This window comes from Flavobacterium sp., from assembly GCF_028689845.1.
Taxonomy (GTDB): domain Bacteria; phylum Bacteroidota; class Bacteroidia; order Flavobacteriales; family Flavobacteriaceae; genus Flavobacterium.
In genome coordinates this window covers 1-19047 of sequence record NZ_JAQVCH010000040.1, presented here as the reverse complement: position 1 = coordinate 19047, position 19047 = coordinate 1, and the positions used below count along the sequence as shown (strand labels likewise).

Genomic DNA, 19047 nt, shown 5'->3' with positions numbered 1-19047 from the left:
AATATCTTCAATTATATCTAAATGAGTTTGTTTACAAGTTAAATAGAAGATATTTTGAAGAAAAACTATTCGATAGATTAGTAATTGCTGGCATTACAGGATTATGACAAAAAACGGACAATCAAAATTTAAAATTAGTAGAAAATGAAAACTGTACACACCTTATTAATCATTTTGTCGTTGCTGACAATCAGTCTTGTAAAAGGTCAGCAATATGAATTTGAAAATTCAAATGACTATTCTGCACAAGAAAAAATTACTATCGATTCAATTCGGTATTTTTATTATCCAAATTTAGAAGCCTATTTTGATACCAAACAAACTGTTTACATTTACAAAGTAGAGAGAGAATGGGTTCGAAAAGCAACAATTCCTTCCGATTATCGTGGCTATTGTATTTATAATAATCGCAAAGAAGCTTTAATTGGATTATTAGAGGAAACAAATCCAGAGAAAATGATTGATCAGCACAAAAAAGAATTTCCTCCAATTTTTACGGCCAAACAAATGAAATTTAAACTGGATAAAGATAAAGCGAGTAGAATAAGTTATAGTTCAGAATGAGTTTTGATTAAATAAAAAAATAAGCCGCAATTTTGTGCTTCAACTTTTGTTAAAGTCATTTAAAATAAAGATGCTTGCTAGTGTTATTTACTATATTTGATTTTTAATGAAAATCTATTCAATGAGTACACGCTTTTGTTTTCTATTTATTACGCTATTTTCTTTTTCTGTCTTAAATGCTCAACAACCGATAAAACCTTCGACAGTTGAGCTCTACAATCAAATTCAAAAACTCAACTTTCTTGGTTCTGTACTTTATATTGCCGCTCATCCTGATGATGAAAATACTCGATTAATTTCGTACATGGCAAATGAAGTAAAAGCTAGAACGGGTTATTTGTCGTTGACACGTGGCGATGGCGGTCAGAACTTAATCGGACCTGAATTAAGAGAATTATTAGGCGTTATTCGTACCCAAGAATTAATTGAAGCTAGAAAAATTGATGGTGGAGAACAGTTTTTTACCCGAGCCAATGATTTTGGCTTTTCTAAAATTCCGGATGAAACCTTACGAATATGGAATAAAAATCAAGTTTTGGAAGATATGATTTTCATCATCCGAAAATTCAAACCGGATGTCATTATCAATCGTTTTGATCATCGTTCTCCCGGAACAACGCATGGGCATCATACTTCGTCGGCAATGTTATCTATTGAATTATTTAATCAAGTTAATGATGTTGCTGTTTTTCCAAATCAACTTGCCTATACGTCAGTTTGGCAACCTAAACGATTGTTTTTCAATACGTCCTGGTGGTTTTATGGTGGACGAGATAAATTTGAAAAAGCGGATAAAAGCAAATTAAACAACATTGATATTGGCGTTTATTATACTTTATTAGGAAAATCAAATCAAGAAATTGCTGCACTCAGTAGAAGTCGGCATCAATCGCAAGGCTTCGGAAGCACTGGCACAAGAGGTGATGACATTGATTATTTAGAACTCATTTTAGGTGATAGTCCCTCTAATAAGAATAATCTTTTTGAAGGCATCGACACCACTTGGAATCGCGTAAAAGGTGGAGCTGCAATTGGTTCTCTTCTAGCAACGGTCGAAAAAAACTATGATTTCAAAAATCCTGCTGCTAGTATTCCTAAATTAGTGGAAGCCTATTCTTTGATTCAAAAATTAGATGAAGAACACTGGCGAACACTCAAAACCAAAGAATTGAAAAAAATTATTTTTGGTTGTGCTGGACTTTATTTAGAAGCCGTTGCAGAAACGCAAAGTACTACGCCAGCAAGTATTTTAAAAGTTAAAGTAGAAGCTGTTAATCGAAGTAGTCAAGTCATGATGTTGAAAAACATATTTTCAAAACCAGAAGGCAAAATTGACTTTGCTTCTACTGCTTTAGAAAACAACAAGCCTTTTTATCAAGAAATTGAACTCGCTATTCCTAAAACACAAGAATATACTTCGCCCTATTGGTTAAAAGAAAGCGGAACGGTTGGTATGTATACGGTTTCAAATCAGGAAAACATTGGAATTCCAGATATTATTCGCACGATAACGGTTACTTTTTCGATTGAAATTAACGGCATTACTATTCCGTTTGAACGTGAAGTGATTTATAAATATAACGACGAGGTACTTGGCGAAGTTTATAAACCGTTGGATATTGTTCCCGTGGCAACCTCTACCATTATTGATAAAGTAAAAATATTTGATTCCAATAAAACTAAAAAAATTGGTGTAAAAATTAAAGCAGGAAAAGATAATTGTGAAGGAATCGCCAAATTAGAAGTAACCAAAGATTGGAAAGTTACGCCAGCAGAAATACCTTTTCAAATTTCTAAAAAAGAAGGCGAAATCACGGTTTATTTCGAGGTAACGCCACCTCAAAAAAGCGATGAAATTACCGTTTCCAGCCAATTAATTATCAATGGGCAAAAAGAAGTTTTTGAACAAACACTACTGAAGTATTCTCATATTGCTCAACAACAAATTTTGTCTAAATCCGAAGCAAAATTCATCAAATTAGACATCAAAACTAATGCTGAAAAAATTGCTTATATTATGGGTGCTGGCGATGAAGTCCCTGTTTATTTGGCTCAAATGGGTTATTCGGTTACTGTTTTAAAACCAGAAGAAATTACAAAAGAAAATTTAAAAAATTTCCAGGTAGTCATTCTCGGAATTCGAGCTTATAATACAGTCGAAGAATTAGCTTTTAAACAACAACTACTTTTTGATTTTGTAAAGGAAGGCCACACAATGATTGTGCAATACAATACGACAGGAAAACTAGTAACCAAAGAGTTAGCTCCTTTTTCATTAAAAATATCCAGAGATCGCGTCACAGAAGAAGATGCCGAAGTACGCTTTTTGGCTCCAACACATTCGGTTTTGAACTATCCAAATACCATTAGTTCCAAAGATTTTAAAGGTTGGGTACAAGAACAAGGTTTATATTTTCCAGATGAATGGGACGCAACCTTTACGCCTATTCTATCATCTAACGATAGAGGAGAAAATCCAAAAAATGGAAGTTTGTTAATTGCACCGTACGGAAAAGGCTATTATATTTATACTGGATTAAGTTTTTTTAGAGAATTACCTGCTGGTGTTTCAGGAGCTTATCGCCTGTTTGCCAACATGATTTCCTTGGGTTCAAAAACGAATAAACTATGAAAGCAAATCAAAAAGACGAATTAAAGAATGTTTACATTTGGGTGATTTTAGCGAACATCCTTTATATCATTTTGTTTTATTTTATCATGACTTATTTTTCATAATCCATGCAAACACTCGATTGGCTCATACTTATTTTTACACTGCTTTTTATAGTAGTGTATGGTGCGTGGAAAACTAAAGGTAGTCAAAATGTTAAAGACTATATCTTAGGTAATAACGAATCAAAATGGTGGACTATCGGAATTTCTGTGATGGCCACACAAGCGAGTGCTATTACTTTTTTATCTACACCAGGCCAAGCTTTTCATGATGGGATGGGTTTTGTACAATTCTATTTTGGATTGCCTTTGGCGATGATTATAATTTGTATTTTCTTCATTCCGATTTATCATAAACTGAATGTTTATACAGCTTACGAATTTCTCGAAAATCGTTTCGACCAAAAAACGAGAAGCTTAGCGGCTATTTTATTTTTAGTACAACGCGGTTTAGCAGCCGGAATTACGATTTATGCTCCCGCAATTATTCTATCATCTATTTTGGGATGGAGCTTAAATTGGCTCAACTTTATCATCGGAGTTTTAGTAATAATTTATACGGTTTCTGGCGGTACAAAAGCAGTGAATGTAACCCAAAAGCAACAAATGTTCATCATCATGTCGGGAATGTTTATTGCTTTTTATTTAATTTTAAGCTACTTACCCGAAGAGGTTTCGTTTTCAAATGCCTTGCAAATTGCAGGTGTAAATGACAAAATGAATATTGTCGATTTTTCTTTTAATCCAAATAGCCGTTATACATTTTGGAGCGGCATTACCGGTGGATTATTTTTAGCATTGTCTTATTTTGGAACAGACCAATCGCAAGTACAGCGTTATCTTTCTGGAAAATCAAGTACAGAAAGCCAAATGGGATTAATCTTCAATGGTTTTCTAAAGGTACCTATGCAATTTTTCATATTACTAACGGGCGTTATGGTATTTGTGTTTTTTCAATTTAATAAAGTCCCCTTAAATTTTAATCCAACGAGTAAAATTGCAGTCGAAAAATCTATTTATGCCCAAGATTATAAAAATTTAGAAGAGAAATTAGCCGCTATTCAAGAAGAGAAAAAAGTTGTGACCCTAACTTATACACAACAACTCAATGTAGAGGTAGATAATCCTGTTTTGCGTAAACGGATCATTGCACTTTCGGAAAAAGAAAAAAATCTACGTGAAGAAGCTCAAGAAATTATCAAAAAAACAAATAATGAACCCAACGATAAAGACTATGTTTTTATTCATTTTATTCTGCATTATTTGCCAACTGGACTTGTTGGATTATTGTTAGCCGTAATTTTATCCGCTGCTATGTCGTCTACTGCCTCCGAATTAAATGCTTTATCTTCTACAACCACCATTGATATTTATAAACGCAATTTGAAGACTGAAAAATCAGATCAACATTATGTACGAGCTACTAAAGGGTTTACGTTATTATGGGGGGCGATTGCCATACTCTTTGCCTGTTTTGGAACGTTAGTTGAGAATTTAATTCAGTTAGTCAACATCATCGGTTCGGTTTTTTACGGAACAATTTTAGGGATTTTCTTAGTGGCTTTTTTCTTCAAGTTCATCAAAGGAAGTGCCGTTTTTTATGGTGGTGTGCTCAGTCAACTCATCATTTTTATCATCTATTATTTTGCTATTCATATTTATCCATCCGGCAAAGAATTGTTGGGCTATTTGTGGCTCAATTTTATTGGAGCAGCTTTAACCATAGGTTTATCAACACTTTTTCAACTCTTAAGAAGTAATAGAAAATAAAAAAAGTCCTATCTCGTTAAAAGATAGGACTTAAATTTAAATAAGTGTTGCTTTTATTTTTTACTCCATTCTGCAATACTGTCTTTGTTCATTTTTATATAATCTGAATTTCCTGCTTTTTCGGCAGCTGCTAACGATGCTTTCGCTGTTTCAATAGCTCCTTTTTTATCTCCAGCTTTCGCTTGGATTTGTGATTTTAAACGGGTATACCAAAATGGTGTTCCTTTTGCTGCAGTCATTTCAACCGCTTTATTAACATACTCTAATGCTTTAGCACTATCTCCATTTGATTGAAAATAATACTGTGCTGATGAAAAATAGTCTCCTGCAGTTGGTCCAGCCAAAGCTTTTTCAATATTAGCCATAGCTAATTTTTGTGTAGGAACTTCAAATTTTACCGCTGCTAAAGTTCTTTCCCAAGAAAATTCTAAATGAGCAGAATCATTAGTTACATTATTTAACGAAATAGTAAATGTTTCAACATTTCTATTTAATGTTTCTGGTTTCACAGTAGTACGAACCGCTACTTTAGCTTCGTCCCAATTTTCTGGAGTTCCCCAATTTTCAGTATCAGTATAAAAAATAATTTCCCAACTGTCCGCTTTTGGTGTTACAAAAAGTGCATATTTCCCCTTTTTTAACGTTTTCCCATCAATCATCACATCATCTCCAAAAGAAATCATTGAATTTTGATTAGCACCCGTTCTCCACATTTTTCCAAAAGGCACCAAATCACCAAAAACGGCTCTTCCTCGTGCACTCGGACGACTATAATCTATTTCAACATCGGTTAATCCAACCGCTTGTTCCAATTCTGCTCTCGGACTTGGAGCTGGTGTTTTTACTTGTGCACTCACTGCCATCGTAGCTAGAAAAAAAGTAGCTGTCAATAAAATTTTTCTCATAATATTCATGTTTTTTGTTTAATGCTCAAATTTAGTCTTTCAAATTGGCACAAACTGTTAAAGAAAATATAAATCAACTTTATTTTGTTTAATCTTTAACAGTTTTAGTTAAACAATTTTATATCTTTACCAAAATTAAAAGATGAAAATATATACGTTACATACCAAACAAAATTTACCCATTTCGGTGGATGAGGCATGGGAGTTTCTATCGAGTCCGAGAAATCTCAAAACCATTACACCTGATTACATGGGTTTTCACATTCTATCTGGTGCGGAGAAACCAATGTTTCCCGGACAAATTATTCAGTATATCGTAACACCCGTATTAGGAATTCCAACCAAGTGGGTTACAGAAATTACCCATGTGCAAGACAAACACTATTTTGTTGATGAACAACGGTTTGGACCTTACGCTTTGTGGCATCACAAACATTTTATTAAGGAAATTCCCGGTGGTGTTGAAATGGAAGACATCATCGATTATAAAGTTCCGATGGGAATTTTAGGCCAATTAGTCCATCCATTTTTAGTAAAACCCAAACTAAAAGAAATCTTTAACTACCGTCAGAAAAAATTAATTGAACTTTTTGGAGAATATAAAAACAATACAATATGAAAAAAATAATAGTAACGCTTCTTTTGGGATTTTCATCCTTTATTTGGTCACAAACTGAAACCTACCAACTCAGTTCACACATCTTAGATGTTTCAGAAGGGATTGGAGCTCAAGATGTCAAAGTTGCCCTTTTTAAACAAAATGTAAAAACATTAAATTGGGAACTCATCGATGAAAAATTGACGGATACAAACGGTCGGATAAAAGAATTTCTTCCACAAAAAAAAGATAATAAAGGAATTTATAAATTGACTTTTTACACCGAAGACTATTTCACGAGAAATAAAAAAAGTACATTTTATCCTTTTATAGAAGTTGTGTTTGAAATTAAAGACAACCAACATTATCATGTACCCATTACATTAACAGCTTACGGTTATTCAACTTATAGAGGAAATTAATGAAAAATATCTTATTAATTGGTGGGTCGTATGGAATCGGACTTGCTATTGCAAAAGAATTACAATACGATTGTAAAATCTTCATCGCTTCAAGAACGATGGATGATTCTAGTTTACTGAATTGTACCCATATTCTATTTGATGCCACAACCGATACGCTTGATAAATCAACTCTCCCAGAAGTTTTGGATGGTTTAATTTATTGTCCCGGTAGTATTAATTTACGACCATTCAAAGGCATTAAACCCGAAACATTTGAAAGTGATTTACACCTCAACTTTATTAGTATGGTAAAAGTCATTCAATCCGTTTTGCCACAATTAACCGCTTCTGAACAAGCGAGTATTGTACTATTTAGCAGTGTTGCAGTTCAAATGGGAATGCCTTTTCATACGAGTGTGGCCGCTTCTAAAGGAGCAATTGAAGGATTCGCAAAAGCATTAGCCGCCGAATATGCTCCTAAAATTCGAGTGAATGTAATTGCTCCATCACTAACCGACACACCTTTGGCCGATAAATTTTTGAACAACGATACGAAGAAAGAAAAATCCGCAGAACGGCATCCGCTTAAGCGATTTGGAAAACCTGAAGACATGGCTCACATGGCTCAGTTTTTAATTAGCGAAAAAAGCAGTTGGATTTCTGGACAAATTTTCCATGTAGATGGCGGCATGTCGACCTTACTCGTAAATAGTTAAATTAGCACATTAATTTCTTAAAAGATAGCATGACAATATTTTGGTTTCGAAGAGACTTGCGAGTCGATGATAATATCGGGCTTTTTCATGCTTTGTCAAGTGGTGAGCCAGTTTTACCTATTTTTATTTTTGATGAAGCTATTTTATCCGAATTACCTAAAGACGATGCACGTGTAACTTTTATTCACGATTTGCTAACGAATATTCAGATTGAATTGACGAAACAAGGAAAATCGCTCGCTGTATTTCATGGCGAACCAAAAGCAATTTTCGAGAAGTTAATTCAGGAAAATAAAATTACTACCGTGTATACCAATCATGATTATGAGCCATATGCACGGAAACGGGATAAGGAGATTTTCCAGGTTTTGAAAGCAAATGAAATTGAATTTAAAACCTGTAAAGACCAGGTTATTTTTGAAAAAAATGAAGTCGTAAAAGATGACGGACTACCTTATGTAGTTTACACTCCTTTTTCTAGAAAGTGGAAAGAACATTTCAAATCGATTACGCTATCGCATTATGAGTCTGAAACAAAATTGGCTGAACTCACTAAGCATTCTTATCCTTTTTTAAGCTTAAACGATATTAGTTTTGAAACCGCCACCATCAAAGTTGCTCCCTATTCTATTGCTACTAAATTAATCGACAATTACGAAGCCACTCGAAATTTTCCAGCACAGGAAGGGACTTCCATGTTGGGAGCTTATTTGCGTTTTGGAGCGGTTTCTATTCGGAAAATGGTAGCCAAAGCTATCGAGTCTAAAAATGAAACCTTTTGGAATGAGCTGATTTGGCGGGAGTTTTTTATGCAAATTTTATGGCATTTTCCGCATACAATTTCTAAAAGCTTTAAGCCAAAATACGATGCAATTCAATGGAACAACAACGAAGCCGATTTCAATAAATGGTGTGAAGGCAAAACCGGCTACCCGATGGTTGATGCAGGAATGCGAGAACTCAATGCCACGGGCCACATGCATAACCGAGTTCGGATGGTGGTGGCTAGTTTTTTGTGCAAGCATTTATTAATTGATTGGAAATGGGGCGAAACTTATTTTGCTCAAAAGCTTTTTGACTACGAACAAGCCAGTAACGTGGGCAATTGGCAATGGGCTGCAGGTTCTGGTGTAGATGCAGCTCCATATTTTAGAATTTTTAATCCGACGGAACAAATCAAAAAGTTTGATAAAGATTGGAAATACATCAAGAAATGGATTCCAGAAGTAGAAACTTCGGCTTATCCTAAACCAATGGTAGACCATAAAGAAGCTCGTGAACGTTGTTTACGCATTTATAAAGAAGCCGTAGGATAATTTATTAACCCACTTTTCATGACTGTTGTTTGGTTTAAAAAAGATTTGCGTTTAGAAGATCATGAAGCTCTTTTTGAGGCTTTACAACATAATGAGCCTATATTGTTGCTTTATATTTTTGAACCTTCCTTACGGGCAGACTACCACTATTCGCAACGCCATTTTGATTTTATTAAACAAAGTTTAAAAGAACTACAATCCGATTTAAAAGTTTTCCATACTGAAATTTTAATTGTAGAAGATGAAGTGGTGCCGGTTTTAAAAACCATACATCAACTTCAGCCCATCACCTCAATTCATTCACATCAGGAAACAGGCATTTACCTTACTTATCAGCGAGACAAATTGGTCACACAATTTTGTCGTAAACAAGACATCGTTTGGAAAGAATACATTACAAACGGCGTAAAACGAGGCCTTTCAAACCGTAAAACCTGGAAAGACGATTGGGAAGCTCTCATGCACGCTCCTTTTTTTCCTTTTCGTCCAAAGGAAAATTCGTTTGTGGCTCCCAAAATTTTCACGGCAATTCAAGCGGTTTTCAAGTTGGTTTGTTTAGAGTCCGCAAAGGAAACCCCTTTTCAAAAAGGAGGAACGTCGATGGGAAAGAAATACTTGGTATCTTTTTTAAAAAATCGTGTTGCCAATTACAGTCGGCATATTTCTAAACCTGACCTCGGGAGAAAAAGTTGTAGTCGCCTTTCTCCTTATATAACTTGGGGTAATTTATCAATGAAAATGGTCTATCAACGTTCTTTGGAGGCTCGGAGTGGAAAAAAAAATGTACGACAGATTGACAATTTTCTATCGCGATTGCGATGGCAGGCCCACTTTATTCAGAAATTTGAAATGGAATGTCATATTGAATTTATTGCAGTCAATCAAGGCTATCGGAATTTAAATCAAACCGTGAATCCTGCTTTTCATCAGGCTTGGATTTCGGGTCAAACGGGTGTTCCGTTGGTAGATGCGTGTATGCGTTGTTTGAACGAAACCGGCTATTTAAATTTTAGAATGCGGGCATTGGTCGTTTCATTTTATACGCATCATCTGTTTCAGCCGTGGCAAAATTGTAGTCCACATTTGGCTCAGCAATTTCTTGATTTTGAACCGGGTATTCATTATCCACAAATTCAAATGCAAGCGGGCGTCACGGGAATTAATACGCTACGGGTTTATAATCCGGTTAAGAATTCGTATGCTCATGACCCTGACGGTGTCTTTATCAAAAAATGGGTGCCCGAATTAACTACTATTCCAATTGAATTTATTCATGAACCCTGGAAATTAACCGCTTTTGAAGAAGTGTTTTATGATTTTAAAATGGGCGAAAACTATCCCAATCCGATTGTGAATTTAGAAGAAGCACGACGATTTTCGAGCGATTTTTTTTGGGGAATGCGAAAAGATAAAACGGTGAAAGCCGACAGTCCGAGGATTGTGGAAAAACATACCTTGCCTAATCGGGAAAACACTTAAGCATTATCTTAATTGTCTAATTTTCTCAAACGTCAATTCATTAAAATGGCTAATAACTTGATCAGCCAACGAATAATCTTGTAGTTTTGAGTGAACACTTTCATAACCCACACAATAAATGCCCGCTGCTTTGGCCGCCAGGATGCCATTGGTACTATCTTCAATTACAATACACTTTTCAATAGGTGTGTTTGCTAAAAAAGCAGCTTGTTGAAAGATGGCAGGATGTGGTTTTGACTTCGGAAAATCTTCACCAGAAACTTGATGTGAAAAATAAGGATGCAAATCAAATCGGTTAAAAATACGTTGGATGGTTACTTTTGCCGAAGAGGAAGCTAAAACCATTTGCATTCCGTTTTCGTTTAATTCTTTAATTAAATCTTCTACCCCTTCCAACAAATATAAATCTTGCTTTTGGTCAAAAGCCTCATTAAACAAGTTGCGTTTGGTTTCGACCAAGGTCTGAATATCTTGTGTTAACCGAAAAGTAGTGGTTAGGCGTTCGTAAATATTTTTTGTCGAATTGCCCGTAAAAGAAGCATACATTTCTGGAGAAACGTCAATCTTTAATTGCTCAAAATGTTGTTGATAGGCAAAATGGTGCACTGGTTCGGTATCAACAATTACGCCATCCATGTCGAATATTACGGTTTGTATCATGATTTAGGTGGTGGGATTTAGGTGGTTTGGTTATTGTTTTTCTTGAGTAAATATTTTATCGCTGTTTCTGCCGCGTAAAGTCCAAAAAGACAGGGCATCCAGCTATTGGTGCCGTAAAATGATTTTTTAAAATTTTTCCCATCAGTCATTTTAAGACTTGATTCATCTTGAATTTCAGAAGAAAAAACCACTTTTACTTTGTCAATTTGATGTTCTTTCAATCGGCGACGAATGGTTCTGGCTAACTTACAGTTTTCGGAATTATTAATGTCGGCTACTTTTACTTTTGACGCATCCATTTTCCCACCCGCTCCCATACAAGAGATTATTTTGACGCGTTTGCGTTTTGCCCCAAGAATTAAATTCAGTTTGGGCGTGACACTATCAATACAATCGAGCACATAATCAAATTCGGTAGAAACAATTTCAAAAGCCCGTTCAGGTGATAAAAATTCTTCCAAACAAGTGATTTTGAGTTCGGGGTTGATATCCAATAACCGTTTTTGCATGAGTTGCACTTTCGATTGTCCGATGGTGGAATGTAAGGCAGGTAATTGCCGATTGATATTGGTTATATCGACCACGTCGCCATCAACAATTGTGAGTTTTCCGATTCCGGCTCTCACTAAAAATTCGGCTGCAAAAGAGCCAACTCCTCCAACTCCAACCACTAAAACATTAGCGTTTTCTAGTTTTTGGATTCCTTCTGCTGTAAATAAAAGTGCTGCTCGTTCTTGCCACTTTGCCATAAATTTCAATTCATTATTGGTTATTCTACTTGCTGATTTTCAATTGGTAACTGGTTAATTTTGAGATTCTTCTCGCGTCGAAATACCGAGACTGCGGGAAAATACGTTTTCGAAATTAGCGGCTATATTGGTTTTCATTTTTTCAATATTCCAGTTTTTATAGTTGGAAGCCAAGAAATACACTTCTTCTATCGTTTCTTCTATGGTGTCGGTTTCTAAGAAAAAGCGATCGTTTGGAACAGCTTGAAAAACCGTTTTTAATGCTGGATTTCGGATTAAATATTTTCCAAACGAAAGATAAAAGCCGTTCTCGAGCAACTGTTTGGCGAGTTGTTCGTTTTTTGAAAAGCCATGAATAACCATTGGAACCGTGATTTGAAGTCGATTTTTGATTTCAATTACTTCCTGAAAAGCGGCCACACAATGCAAAATTAGTGGTTTTTGGAATTTTTCTGCTAAAGCGATTTGTTTTTCAAATACCATTTGTTGTACCGAAAACGGAATGTCGATTCGTTTATCCAAACCGCATTCGCCTAAAGCGAGACAATTACTGGTTTGTAGCTTTTCTTCAATTAGAGCTAAGTCCTGCTCGAGTCGCTCTTCGTTAATATGCCACGGATGAATACCAATAGAATAAACCGGAATGGCTTCGTTAAATTCCCATGGATATTGATTAACAAGTTCTAAAACAGCGGGTTGATTGGAAAATTGGTGCGTATGTAAATTAAAGAAATTCATTAGTCATGAAATTTTTTAACTCCGGCCTTGATGGCTATTTTTAAATCGTTTTCGGCTGGCGTAAGCGGACAAGAATACCGTTCGTTATAAGCACAATACGGATTATAACATTGATTAAAATCGATTACCCAGTTTAATCCTTCTTGAATTTCAATATCAAGATAACGGCCGCCACCATAACTTTCTACACCCGATGTATAATCGGTAAAAGGTAAAAATAAACTTTTTTTGTATTGTGGCATTTTGGCCATTTCTACATTTTGATAGACATTTAATTTGCATGCTACCCCATCTATCGTAAAATATAATTCGCCATATTTTATATAAATTGGCTTTCGCGACGTGGTGGTTGGCATCTCAAAAGGTTTTTCGTTAGCGGTTCGGATAAACTTGGCTTTGATAAAAAAATGCTCATCAATTGCGAAAAAATCTAATGCTTTAAACTGTTTTAAATCGTCTTTTTTCAACGGACTTGAAGCCGTATCAGCATAATGCTCATTTAATCCTTTTTGAAATTGAACGATGGAATCTTTCTCAAATTGTGATTGGCCGTAGCCTAGATGAACAAAAAACAAGAGGAAGAGTAGTTTTTTCATAAAGTTATTTTTACAAAAATAAGGAATGAAGCGTAAAGTAACGTTATGGAAATTGAAGAATTACTATTAAATTAAACTCCTTGCTTTTAATTTGCAAGGCCAGATAGCTAAATAAAATCCTAACAAAAAATTAGAAACACACTAGTAAAAATCGTAAAGACCGATATGATGGACAACAAAATAAAAATGAAGTACTGGATATCAAGCTCTTGTGATACAAATTCATCAAATAAAAATTATAAAAACGTCTATAAATAATAATTATTTGCATCGTAAAAAAAAAGGCGAGTTTCCTCGCCTTTTATGGAATCGTAATAGCATAATCTTAAAGGTAAATTACTTCAAAATTATAAAAATAGAAAAAGAATAAACTCTAACTTTAATTCTAGTTCACTATCCCTTGAACGCTAGTTACAATTCTAAAGTAATTTTTTTTGTTTTATTTTCATTATTCATCACAACTTGATAAACAATAAGTGGTTGTTGCTTTTGATTACTATATTGAATTTTACAATCAACTTTTTCAATACCCCAATTAGGATAGTCTTTTGTTAATTTTGAGGCTAAATCATAAGGTAATTTAATTCCTTTATAGTTTTCCAAGCATGTCAACAATTGTCCGTTTTTATCATATACAGCAGTGATATGATTTCCGCCTTCATCAAAATTCACAACATAGTTGTCATTACTTTTAGGTTGATAAATATCTGAAGCTTTTATATTGTAATTAGCTACTGCATTTTGAAAAGTTTGAATTTTTTTTGCGAAATCTTGATGATTTACGGTGTTAAGATACGCTGTGTTAAAAGCAACTTTACTAGTTGTGTTTACCGATTTATGAGAAGGTGTATAAGCTACCAAGTCATTTTGTTGAGCAATTGTTAGATTGTTTAGACCTACAAGTAAAAAAACCATTACATACGTTTTCATAAGTTTACTGTTTTAATTATTAATAAATTTGATTATAAAAGTTTTGAAATAACATCTCAAAATTTCATCAGGTGAACTGTGATTTTGATTGAGCAAAGTAAATTAAAAGTAGAGTTAAAACCGTGAAAGACAGATAGACAGTTAATATACATCCAATAGATAATTAATAGACAAGTTTAAAAAAACAGCCTGCAAAATTGAACCACACCTTTGATTATTAAATAATTATAGGTTTTGAATGAAGTCGTCCAAATCAACATCTTCAGAAAGATTCAATTTTTTTCGAAGACGATAGCGGCTTGTGTTAAGAGAAGCCAAGGTAATATTTTGTAAAGTAGCAATACTACGACTATCCATTTTTAAACGAATTAAAGAACAAAGACGGATTTCATTTTTACTTAATTTAGCAAATTGCCGAGTTAATTCGCTATAAAATGAATCACTTAATCTGTCTAAACGCTCATAAAATTCTTGTGTATCTGCATTAACCGTTATTTTATTATGGATATCGTGTTCTAATTCATTTATAAGGGCTACTTGTTCTTTTGAACTAGCTATTTTAATATTTTTCATCTTATCAGCTAATTCTTTTGCCCATTCTTGGTTCTGAGTCAAACTAATCGCAAAATCTGATAAATCTCTTTTTTTAGAAGCTATTTCAGATTGTAATTGTTTGTTTTCAAAATCAGTGAGTTTCAAATTTTGTTCGGCTAGTAATTGTTTGTTCTTTGCAAAAAGAATAAGTCCTTTTCTTCGTAGGTAAAGAGCAGTTAAAAATCCGATAATGGAAAGGGAAATAATGGAAATAATCCACAATTTAAACCGTTGACTATTTATTTTATTTTCATTAACTATTTTATCAATTTTAAAATTTAAGGCTACACGGTCTAAAGAAATGGTATTCAGTTCTTCTTGCCATTTTTTGTCTGCAATTTTAGAAACGGTATTGGTGCTATCTATTAAATCAATTTGTTTCAAAGCAATATCGTGAGCCAATTTGAAATTGTTTTGAGCACGATATATTGCTCCACGGGCTTTTAAAATTTCTAATTTAGAACTTGGTCCCATATCTTTTTTAAACTGTGGATTTTCTATAATTTTTTGTAGTCTTTTAAAGGTTTCCTCGGCTTGAATTAATTGGTTTAGCTTCACCTCTGTTTCAATTAGTTGCGTTCCTGCACTTATTAAACGCGGAATATCATAAACAGAAGTAATTTCATTTTTAATTACGCTATACAATTCAAAATTAGCTTTATATAACACCAATGCTTTTTCGGGTTGGTTCTTATCTGAATAAACATCAGCCATATTGTCTCGAATACTACCTAGTAATGAGTGGTTTGGAAATTTTTCTAACGTAATTTGATAGGCTTTATTAAAATAAAACAAAGCCGAATCTAGTTCCTTTTTATTCCAATAAAAAAACAAACCATAATTATTATAGGCAGAAGGATTATAGATATTATCATGACCTTTTATAAATTCAATATTTTTTTCATGTATTTTTGCCGCACTATCTAGCTTACCAATTCTGGCATAATTGTCTGCTAAGGAGCTATAGGAATAGGTAATATTTTCAAAAAAAATGTCTCTTTCTTTAGCTGACAATTTTGATGCATATAAATCATAATATTCAAAAAAAACGGTATACCATTTTATAGATTCTTCAGAAAATTCCATTGCTTTAAACCAGTTACCAGCGTGCAAATAACTATGCATTTTAAAGGAATAATGCTCTTGAATCAAAGGTAATAAGTCTAACCGTTTATAATGTTGTGATAAATAGGTTTGAAGTTGTTGTTCTGAAAACGACTCTCGTAGAAAAGTTTTATTTTCGTTGGCAGGAAAAGATTCTTCCATTAAAGCTGATAGCTCTTCATACGCTTTTAATGCAGCGTCACTTGTTAATGTTTTTTGAGCATAACATAAACAACTACCGACTAAACAAAAAACAAGAAATATATTCTTTAACAAAGTCACTCTTTTATACTATTATGGTTTAGTTAAAATGCCAATCCGATTCAGAATCATACTACGTGGCAAAATATAATCTTGCTCATACTCTATCTCTCAAATATATAACTATTTCTTTTGAAAATTATCGTGCCAACAAAAATTCTGGTAACGTTAGTTGGTTTTCAAAGCCTGAAAGGAATAATTAACAATTTATGTTTTTGCGGGATGAGCTAGGGTTTGTTGGATTTTTTTCTTTTCTCCTACCTTCATGGGTGGAAAAAAAACTGGGAAAATGGGTGTTTAATTTTTTGCGGAATTTACCACGGATGGAGCAGATTTTTTTATTCTTAGTTCGTTTTAATTTTTATTAAATAGCCACGAGAAAGGATTCTTGCGGCGGGGAGGATTCTTTCAAAGTAGTATTTTTCGTCCGCTTATCTACTTTTACTCTCAAGATTTTCAATTGCCTTGATTATTTTTTCCGTTTTTTGGTCGTCCGTTGCCACAGTCAAGATTTCGTTTAGAATTTCTGTCTGTTCTATTTTGAGCAATCGTTCAAAAACTTGTAAAACTTGTGCATCTTTAAAACATTCCAAAATTTCTGAACTGTTTTTCGGTTCGGTTTGATTTTCGAGATACAAAGTCACAATTACAGTGTCTCCACCATCTTTATTTATTGCGTTTCTAATTTCTGAATTTATGGACATTTTTTTGTCTGAATTTTTCAATGGCCCTAAATTCTTATTCTTTATTTGATAACCATCTATAGTTCCTGATACTTTTAAATCGCCCCATTTCCCTTTAATATTTTTTGTGTTTGGAATTATCAATTGATAAGTCCAAGCTCCATTTCCTGGGATATATTGAAGCGTTAATTTTTCATTTTCGACAATGTAATTCATTTTATTTTTACTCTTTCAATGGTCTTTAAGCATCAGTTTAGTTCGTTTTTTCAAATTAATACCAACGTTTTTGTATATGATTAGTGGCGTGTTTTAAGCACGGAATTTAGTAAATAATCACCAAATAGAAATCCGCAAGGATTTTCCAAGTAGTTGAGAAACAAGCAATTATTTTCACACGATGCTACCAAACGTTTTTTTTATGCTTCTAATATTCCTGAAATCAATGCCTTATACTTTTGAATATTTTTTTCAAATCTCCGATTTATGTCAACCCATAAAGCAATTCCTATAATTAATAAAATTCCTCCAACGATGAGCATATAAGAATTGTTATTTGTTTTGGAGATTATAGCGATTAAACTTAGACCTAAACCAGAAAGTATAAATATGAATAATATCAATTTCGTTAAAAAGTCTTGAGTAAAAGATATTTCTAAATCAGTTTCATTTTTCGTATTTGTTTTTATAATCTTTCCATTTACAATAATTTTATTTTGAAAAATAACTTGAAAAGCATAAAGACCACGTTTACGCAACCTAAATGCTAATGAATCATTTTTTACTTTCTTTATATTTAAAACAAATCCGTCAACAGTTCTAAGTGCGGATTCTAATTTTTCACTAATATTTTTAGTATTATTTTTTATTTTAAAATTCCATTTTTTCATAGTTTTTTTTTTAAATGTTTGGTAAACGTTTCGCCGCTTTGCGAGGTTGCGAACTTCGTAACCGAGTATTTTCTGTTACTACTAAATTTCTTGCGAAAGAAAAACGTGAATTTACCACATAATTCGCAATCTTGCAAAACGGCTGTTAGTGGCTGCCACTTTATTTAATAATTTACGATTTCAGATAATTTTCCATTTGTAAAATATAACTTTAAAATTCCTGTATATTCCCAAATTTCGATTTCTCCATTTGCGTTTTTTAATTTTTTACGATTTAATGTTATGCCATAAATGTCTGAACACATATCTTTTGACATTCCTATTGTTGTTTTCTTTTGGTAAACTAATTTTCCAAATTTTTCTCCATATTTTTTTATGTAAACATTTTCACTTAACTTATTTTTATTTAGATTTTCTGTTTTTAATTTCTCTAAATCTTTTTTTGTTAAAAGAACATTGTCAAAGTTCCATCTACTTCCTTCCAAATCAAAAATAACTTTATCTTTTTCGTTACTTAATAAAACGGCAAGTAAAGTTTCTTGGTCATTAGTTTCGTCAATATCTTCAGTTTTTAAATCCTTTTTTCTTAACAAAGTCAGTTCGGCTTTCCATTCAGTTCCTTTGTCAATGTATAAACTATAATCTGTTTTTGAAACTGGATTTTTTATTGCGTTAAAATCACTAATTGCAATAAAACTTTTTCCATTAATTAGTTCTTTCTTTTTTTCAAAAAATGGAACTAAAATAAATTGTGGATTAAATTGAGATTCAAAAACGTAAATTGTTTCATTGCTTATATTATCTTTTAATTCAAAAAGTATATCTGCATAAAAATCTTTACTTAAATTACTTTTAGCTTCATTGTATAATTCAGATTCGTCAAGAAAAGGATTTATACTAACAATGGTAAAATATTTATTACCAATTTGTGACCAATTTAAAGTTTCTATTTTATCAGTTTTCTTAAAAAAATGAATACTATTTTTTTTGTATTCATCAGAATATGTTGGATAATATATTTTTAAACCATTATACCTTTTGTAATATTCATTTTCATCACATTGTTTTTCTTCAAAAGGATTTTTACCGCTTCCGCTTTCAAGTATTTTGGTAACTTTAGCTTTATAATATTCAGATTGAATAATAAAGTTTTCCGAATTGTCATAAACAGGAAATGAAACTTTTGTTTCATTTCCTGTGGTTTTTTCAATTTTTCCCATTTCGATTTGTGAAAATCCTGAAATAGATGATAAAATGGTGATTGCTGTAAAAATTAGTTTTATATTCATTTCTATATTTTTTGATTGTCCGTTTTTTGTCATAATCCTGTAATGCCAGCAATTACTAATCTATCGAATAGTTTTTCTTCAAAATATCTTCTATTTAACTTGTAAACAAACTCATTTAGATATAATTGAAG

The 19047-nt window shown here is 33.0% G+C and carries 18 protein-coding genes and 2 pseudogenes; 9 read left to right on the top strand and 11 right to left on the bottom strand.

The window, feature by feature from the left end; genetic code table 11:
- The 4 genes and pseudogenes from PHR76_RS12025 to PHR76_RS12010 form a co-directional block, all read left to right on the top strand.
- Window positions 1–107 (top strand): annotated as a pseudogene (locus tag PHR76_RS12025) (IS1595 family transposase); the annotation flags it as partial.
- A 37-nt stretch (window positions 108–144) separates the two neighbouring features.
- Window positions 145–564, top strand: a complete 420-nt coding sequence (locus PHR76_RS12020) for a hypothetical protein (protein ID WP_300062991.1) — start codon at window positions 145–147, stop codon at window positions 562–564.
- A 121-nt stretch (window positions 565–685) separates the two neighbouring features.
- Window positions 686–3196 carry a PIG-L family deacetylase gene (locus PHR76_RS12015; RefSeq protein ID WP_300062988.1) on the top strand — a complete coding sequence of 837 codons (2511 nt, stop codon included), beginning with the start codon at window positions 686–688 and terminating at the stop codon, window positions 3194–3196.
- Window positions 3197–3303: 107 nt separating this feature from the next.
- Window positions 3304–5007: a sodium:solute symporter gene (locus PHR76_RS12010; RefSeq protein WP_300062985.1), complete on the top strand. Its 1704-nt coding sequence runs from the start codon at window positions 3304–3306 to the stop codon at window positions 5005–5007.
- Between the two features lie 53 nt (window positions 5008–5060).
- Here PHR76_RS12010 and PHR76_RS12005 read toward each other — a convergent pair whose 3' ends face one another.
- On the bottom strand, window positions 5061–5912 hold the full coding sequence (locus PHR76_RS12005) for a DUF2911 domain-containing protein (RefSeq protein WP_300062982.1): 852 nt from the start codon (window positions 5910–5912) through the stop codon (window positions 5061–5063).
- Between the two features lie 142 nt (window positions 5913–6054).
- On the opposite strand from PHR76_RS12005, the gene PHR76_RS12000 reads away from it, so the two are divergent.
- From PHR76_RS12000 to PHR76_RS11980, 5 genes are read left to right on the top strand one after another with little or no spacing between them, the layout of a single operon-like run.
- Window positions 6055–6531, top strand: a complete 477-nt coding sequence (locus PHR76_RS12000; RefSeq protein WP_300062979.1) for an SRPBCC family protein — start codon at window positions 6055–6057, stop codon at window positions 6529–6531.
- A complete protein-coding gene (uraH, locus tag PHR76_RS11995) occupies window positions 6528–6932 on the top strand; it encodes a hydroxyisourate hydrolase (RefSeq protein WP_300062976.1) in 405 nt (134 codons plus the stop codon). Before PHR76_RS12000 ends, uraH begins: the two co-directional genes overlap by 4 nt.
- Window positions 6932–7630 (top strand): SDR family oxidoreductase, encoded by a 699-nt coding sequence (locus PHR76_RS11990; RefSeq protein ID WP_300062973.1) that lies wholly within the window; start codon window positions 6932–6934, stop codon window positions 7628–7630. The genes uraH and PHR76_RS11990 overlap by 1 nt, the downstream gene beginning before the upstream one ends.
- Before the next feature lie 29 nt (window positions 7631–7659).
- Complete coding sequence (locus PHR76_RS11985; RefSeq protein WP_300062970.1) at window positions 7660–8946, top strand: deoxyribodipyrimidine photo-lyase; 1287 nt, start codon at window positions 7660–7662, stop codon at window positions 8944–8946.
- 18 nt (window positions 8947–8964) lie between these two features.
- Window positions 8965–10425, top strand: a complete 1461-nt coding sequence (locus PHR76_RS11980) for a deoxyribodipyrimidine photo-lyase (protein ID WP_300062967.1) — start codon at window positions 8965–8967, stop codon at window positions 10423–10425.
- Window positions 10426–10428: 3 nt separating this feature from the next.
- Here the strand turns inward: PHR76_RS11980 and PHR76_RS11975 are convergent, their stop codons facing one another.
- The 10 genes and pseudogenes from PHR76_RS11975 to PHR76_RS11930 all read right to left on the bottom strand — a co-directional run.
- The gene (locus tag PHR76_RS11975) at window positions 10429–11085 is read right to left on the bottom strand and encodes an HAD family hydrolase (RefSeq protein ID WP_300062964.1); all 657 of its coding nucleotides are present in this window, start codon (window positions 11083–11085) and stop codon (window positions 10429–10431) included.
- A 17-nt stretch (window positions 11086–11102) separates the two neighbouring features.
- Entirely contained in the window at window positions 11103–11834 is a 732-nt protein-coding gene (locus PHR76_RS11970; protein WP_300062961.1) for a tRNA threonylcarbamoyladenosine dehydratase, read from the bottom strand.
- 54 nt (window positions 11835–11888) lie between these two features.
- On the bottom strand, window positions 11889–12572 hold the full coding sequence (locus PHR76_RS11965) for a TatD family hydrolase (protein WP_300062958.1): 684 nt from the start codon (window positions 12570–12572) through the stop codon (window positions 11889–11891).
- Window positions 12572–13168 carry a DUF1684 domain-containing protein gene (locus PHR76_RS11960; RefSeq protein WP_300062955.1) on the bottom strand — a complete coding sequence of 199 codons (597 nt, stop codon included), beginning with the start codon at window positions 13166–13168 and terminating at the stop codon, window positions 12572–12574. Before PHR76_RS11960 ends, PHR76_RS11965 begins: the two co-directional genes overlap by 1 nt.
- Before the next feature lie 411 nt (window positions 13169–13579).
- A complete protein-coding gene (locus PHR76_RS11955) occupies window positions 13580–14098 on the bottom strand; it encodes a hypothetical protein (RefSeq protein WP_300062952.1) in 519 nt (172 codons plus the stop codon).
- A 225-nt stretch (window positions 14099–14323) separates the two neighbouring features.
- Window positions 14324–16072: a hypothetical protein gene (locus tag PHR76_RS11950; RefSeq protein ID WP_300062949.1), complete on the bottom strand. Its 1749-nt coding sequence runs from the start codon at window positions 16070–16072 to the stop codon at window positions 14324–14326.
- A gap of 416 nt (window positions 16073–16488) precedes the next feature.
- Complete coding sequence (locus tag PHR76_RS11945; protein ID WP_300062946.1) at window positions 16489–16956, bottom strand: DUF1905 domain-containing protein; 468 nt, start codon at window positions 16954–16956, stop codon at window positions 16489–16491.
- A gap of 200 nt (window positions 16957–17156) precedes the next feature.
- On the bottom strand, window positions 17157–17627 hold the full coding sequence (locus tag PHR76_RS11940; RefSeq protein ID WP_300062943.1) for a DUF423 domain-containing protein: 471 nt from the start codon (window positions 17625–17627) through the stop codon (window positions 17157–17159).
- A gap of 164 nt (window positions 17628–17791) precedes the next feature.
- Window positions 17792–18916: a hypothetical protein gene (locus PHR76_RS11935; protein WP_300062940.1), complete on the bottom strand. Its 1125-nt coding sequence runs from the start codon at window positions 18914–18916 to the stop codon at window positions 17792–17794.
- A gap of 29 nt (window positions 18917–18945) precedes the next feature.
- A pseudogene (locus tag PHR76_RS11930) lies at window positions 18946–19047 on the bottom strand (IS1595 family transposase); the annotation flags it as partial.

What these genes read in the sequence shown, in the direction of transcription:
- PHR76_RS11945 (WP_300062946.1), bottom strand. Translation starts at nt 16,956, where the DNA reads ATGAATTACATTGTCGAAAATGAAAAATTAACGCTTCAATATATCCCA.
- PHR76_RS12015 (WP_300062988.1), top strand. Translation starts at nt 686, where the DNA reads ATGAGTACACGCTTTTGTTTTCTATTTATTACGCTATTTTCTTTTTCT.
- PHR76_RS11990 (WP_300062973.1), top strand. Translation starts at nt 6,932, where the DNA reads ATGAAAAATATCTTATTAATTGGTGGGTCGTATGGAATCGGACTTGCT.
- PHR76_RS11985 (WP_300062970.1), top strand. Translation starts at nt 7,660, where the DNA reads ATGACAATATTTTGGTTTCGAAGAGACTTGCGAGTCGATGATAATATC.
- PHR76_RS11975 (WP_300062964.1), bottom strand. Translation starts at nt 11,085, where the DNA reads ATGATACAAACCGTAATATTCGACATGGATGGCGTAATTGTTGATACC.
- PHR76_RS11965 (WP_300062958.1), bottom strand. Translation starts at nt 12,572, where the DNA reads ATGAATTTCTTTAATTTACATACGCACCAATTTTCCAATCAACCCGCT.
- PHR76_RS12005 (WP_300062982.1), bottom strand. Translation starts at nt 5,912, where the DNA reads ATGAGAAAAATTTTATTGACAGCTACTTTTTTTCTAGCTACGATGGCA.
- PHR76_RS11980 (WP_300062967.1), top strand. Translation starts at nt 8,965, where the DNA reads ATGACTGTTGTTTGGTTTAAAAAAGATTTGCGTTTAGAAGATCATGAA.
- PHR76_RS11970 (WP_300062961.1), bottom strand. Translation starts at nt 11,834, where the DNA reads ATGGCAAAGTGGCAAGAACGAGCAGCACTTTTATTTACAGCAGAAGGA.
- PHR76_RS12000 (WP_300062979.1), top strand. Translation starts at nt 6,055, where the DNA reads ATGAAAATATATACGTTACATACCAAACAAAATTTACCCATTTCGGTG.
- PHR76_RS11935 (WP_300062940.1), bottom strand. Translation starts at nt 18,916, where the DNA reads ATGAATATAAAACTAATTTTTACAGCAATCACCATTTTATCATCTATT.
- PHR76_RS12020 (WP_300062991.1), top strand. Translation starts at nt 145, where the DNA reads ATGAAAACTGTACACACCTTATTAATCATTTTGTCGTTGCTGACAATC.
- PHR76_RS11960 (WP_300062955.1), bottom strand. Translation starts at nt 13,168, where the DNA reads ATGAAAAAACTACTCTTCCTCTTGTTTTTTGTTCATCTAGGCTACGGC.
- PHR76_RS12010 (WP_300062985.1), top strand. Translation starts at nt 3,304, where the DNA reads ATGCAAACACTCGATTGGCTCATACTTATTTTTACACTGCTTTTTATA.
- PHR76_RS11940 (WP_300062943.1), bottom strand. Translation starts at nt 17,627, where the DNA reads ATGAAAAAATGGAATTTTAAAATAAAAAATAATACTAAAAATATTAGT.
- uraH (WP_300062976.1), top strand. Translation starts at nt 6,528, where the DNA reads ATGAAAAAAATAATAGTAACGCTTCTTTTGGGATTTTCATCCTTTATT.
- PHR76_RS11955 (WP_300062952.1), bottom strand. Translation starts at nt 14,098, where the DNA reads ATGAAAACGTATGTAATGGTTTTTTTACTTGTAGGTCTAAACAATCTA.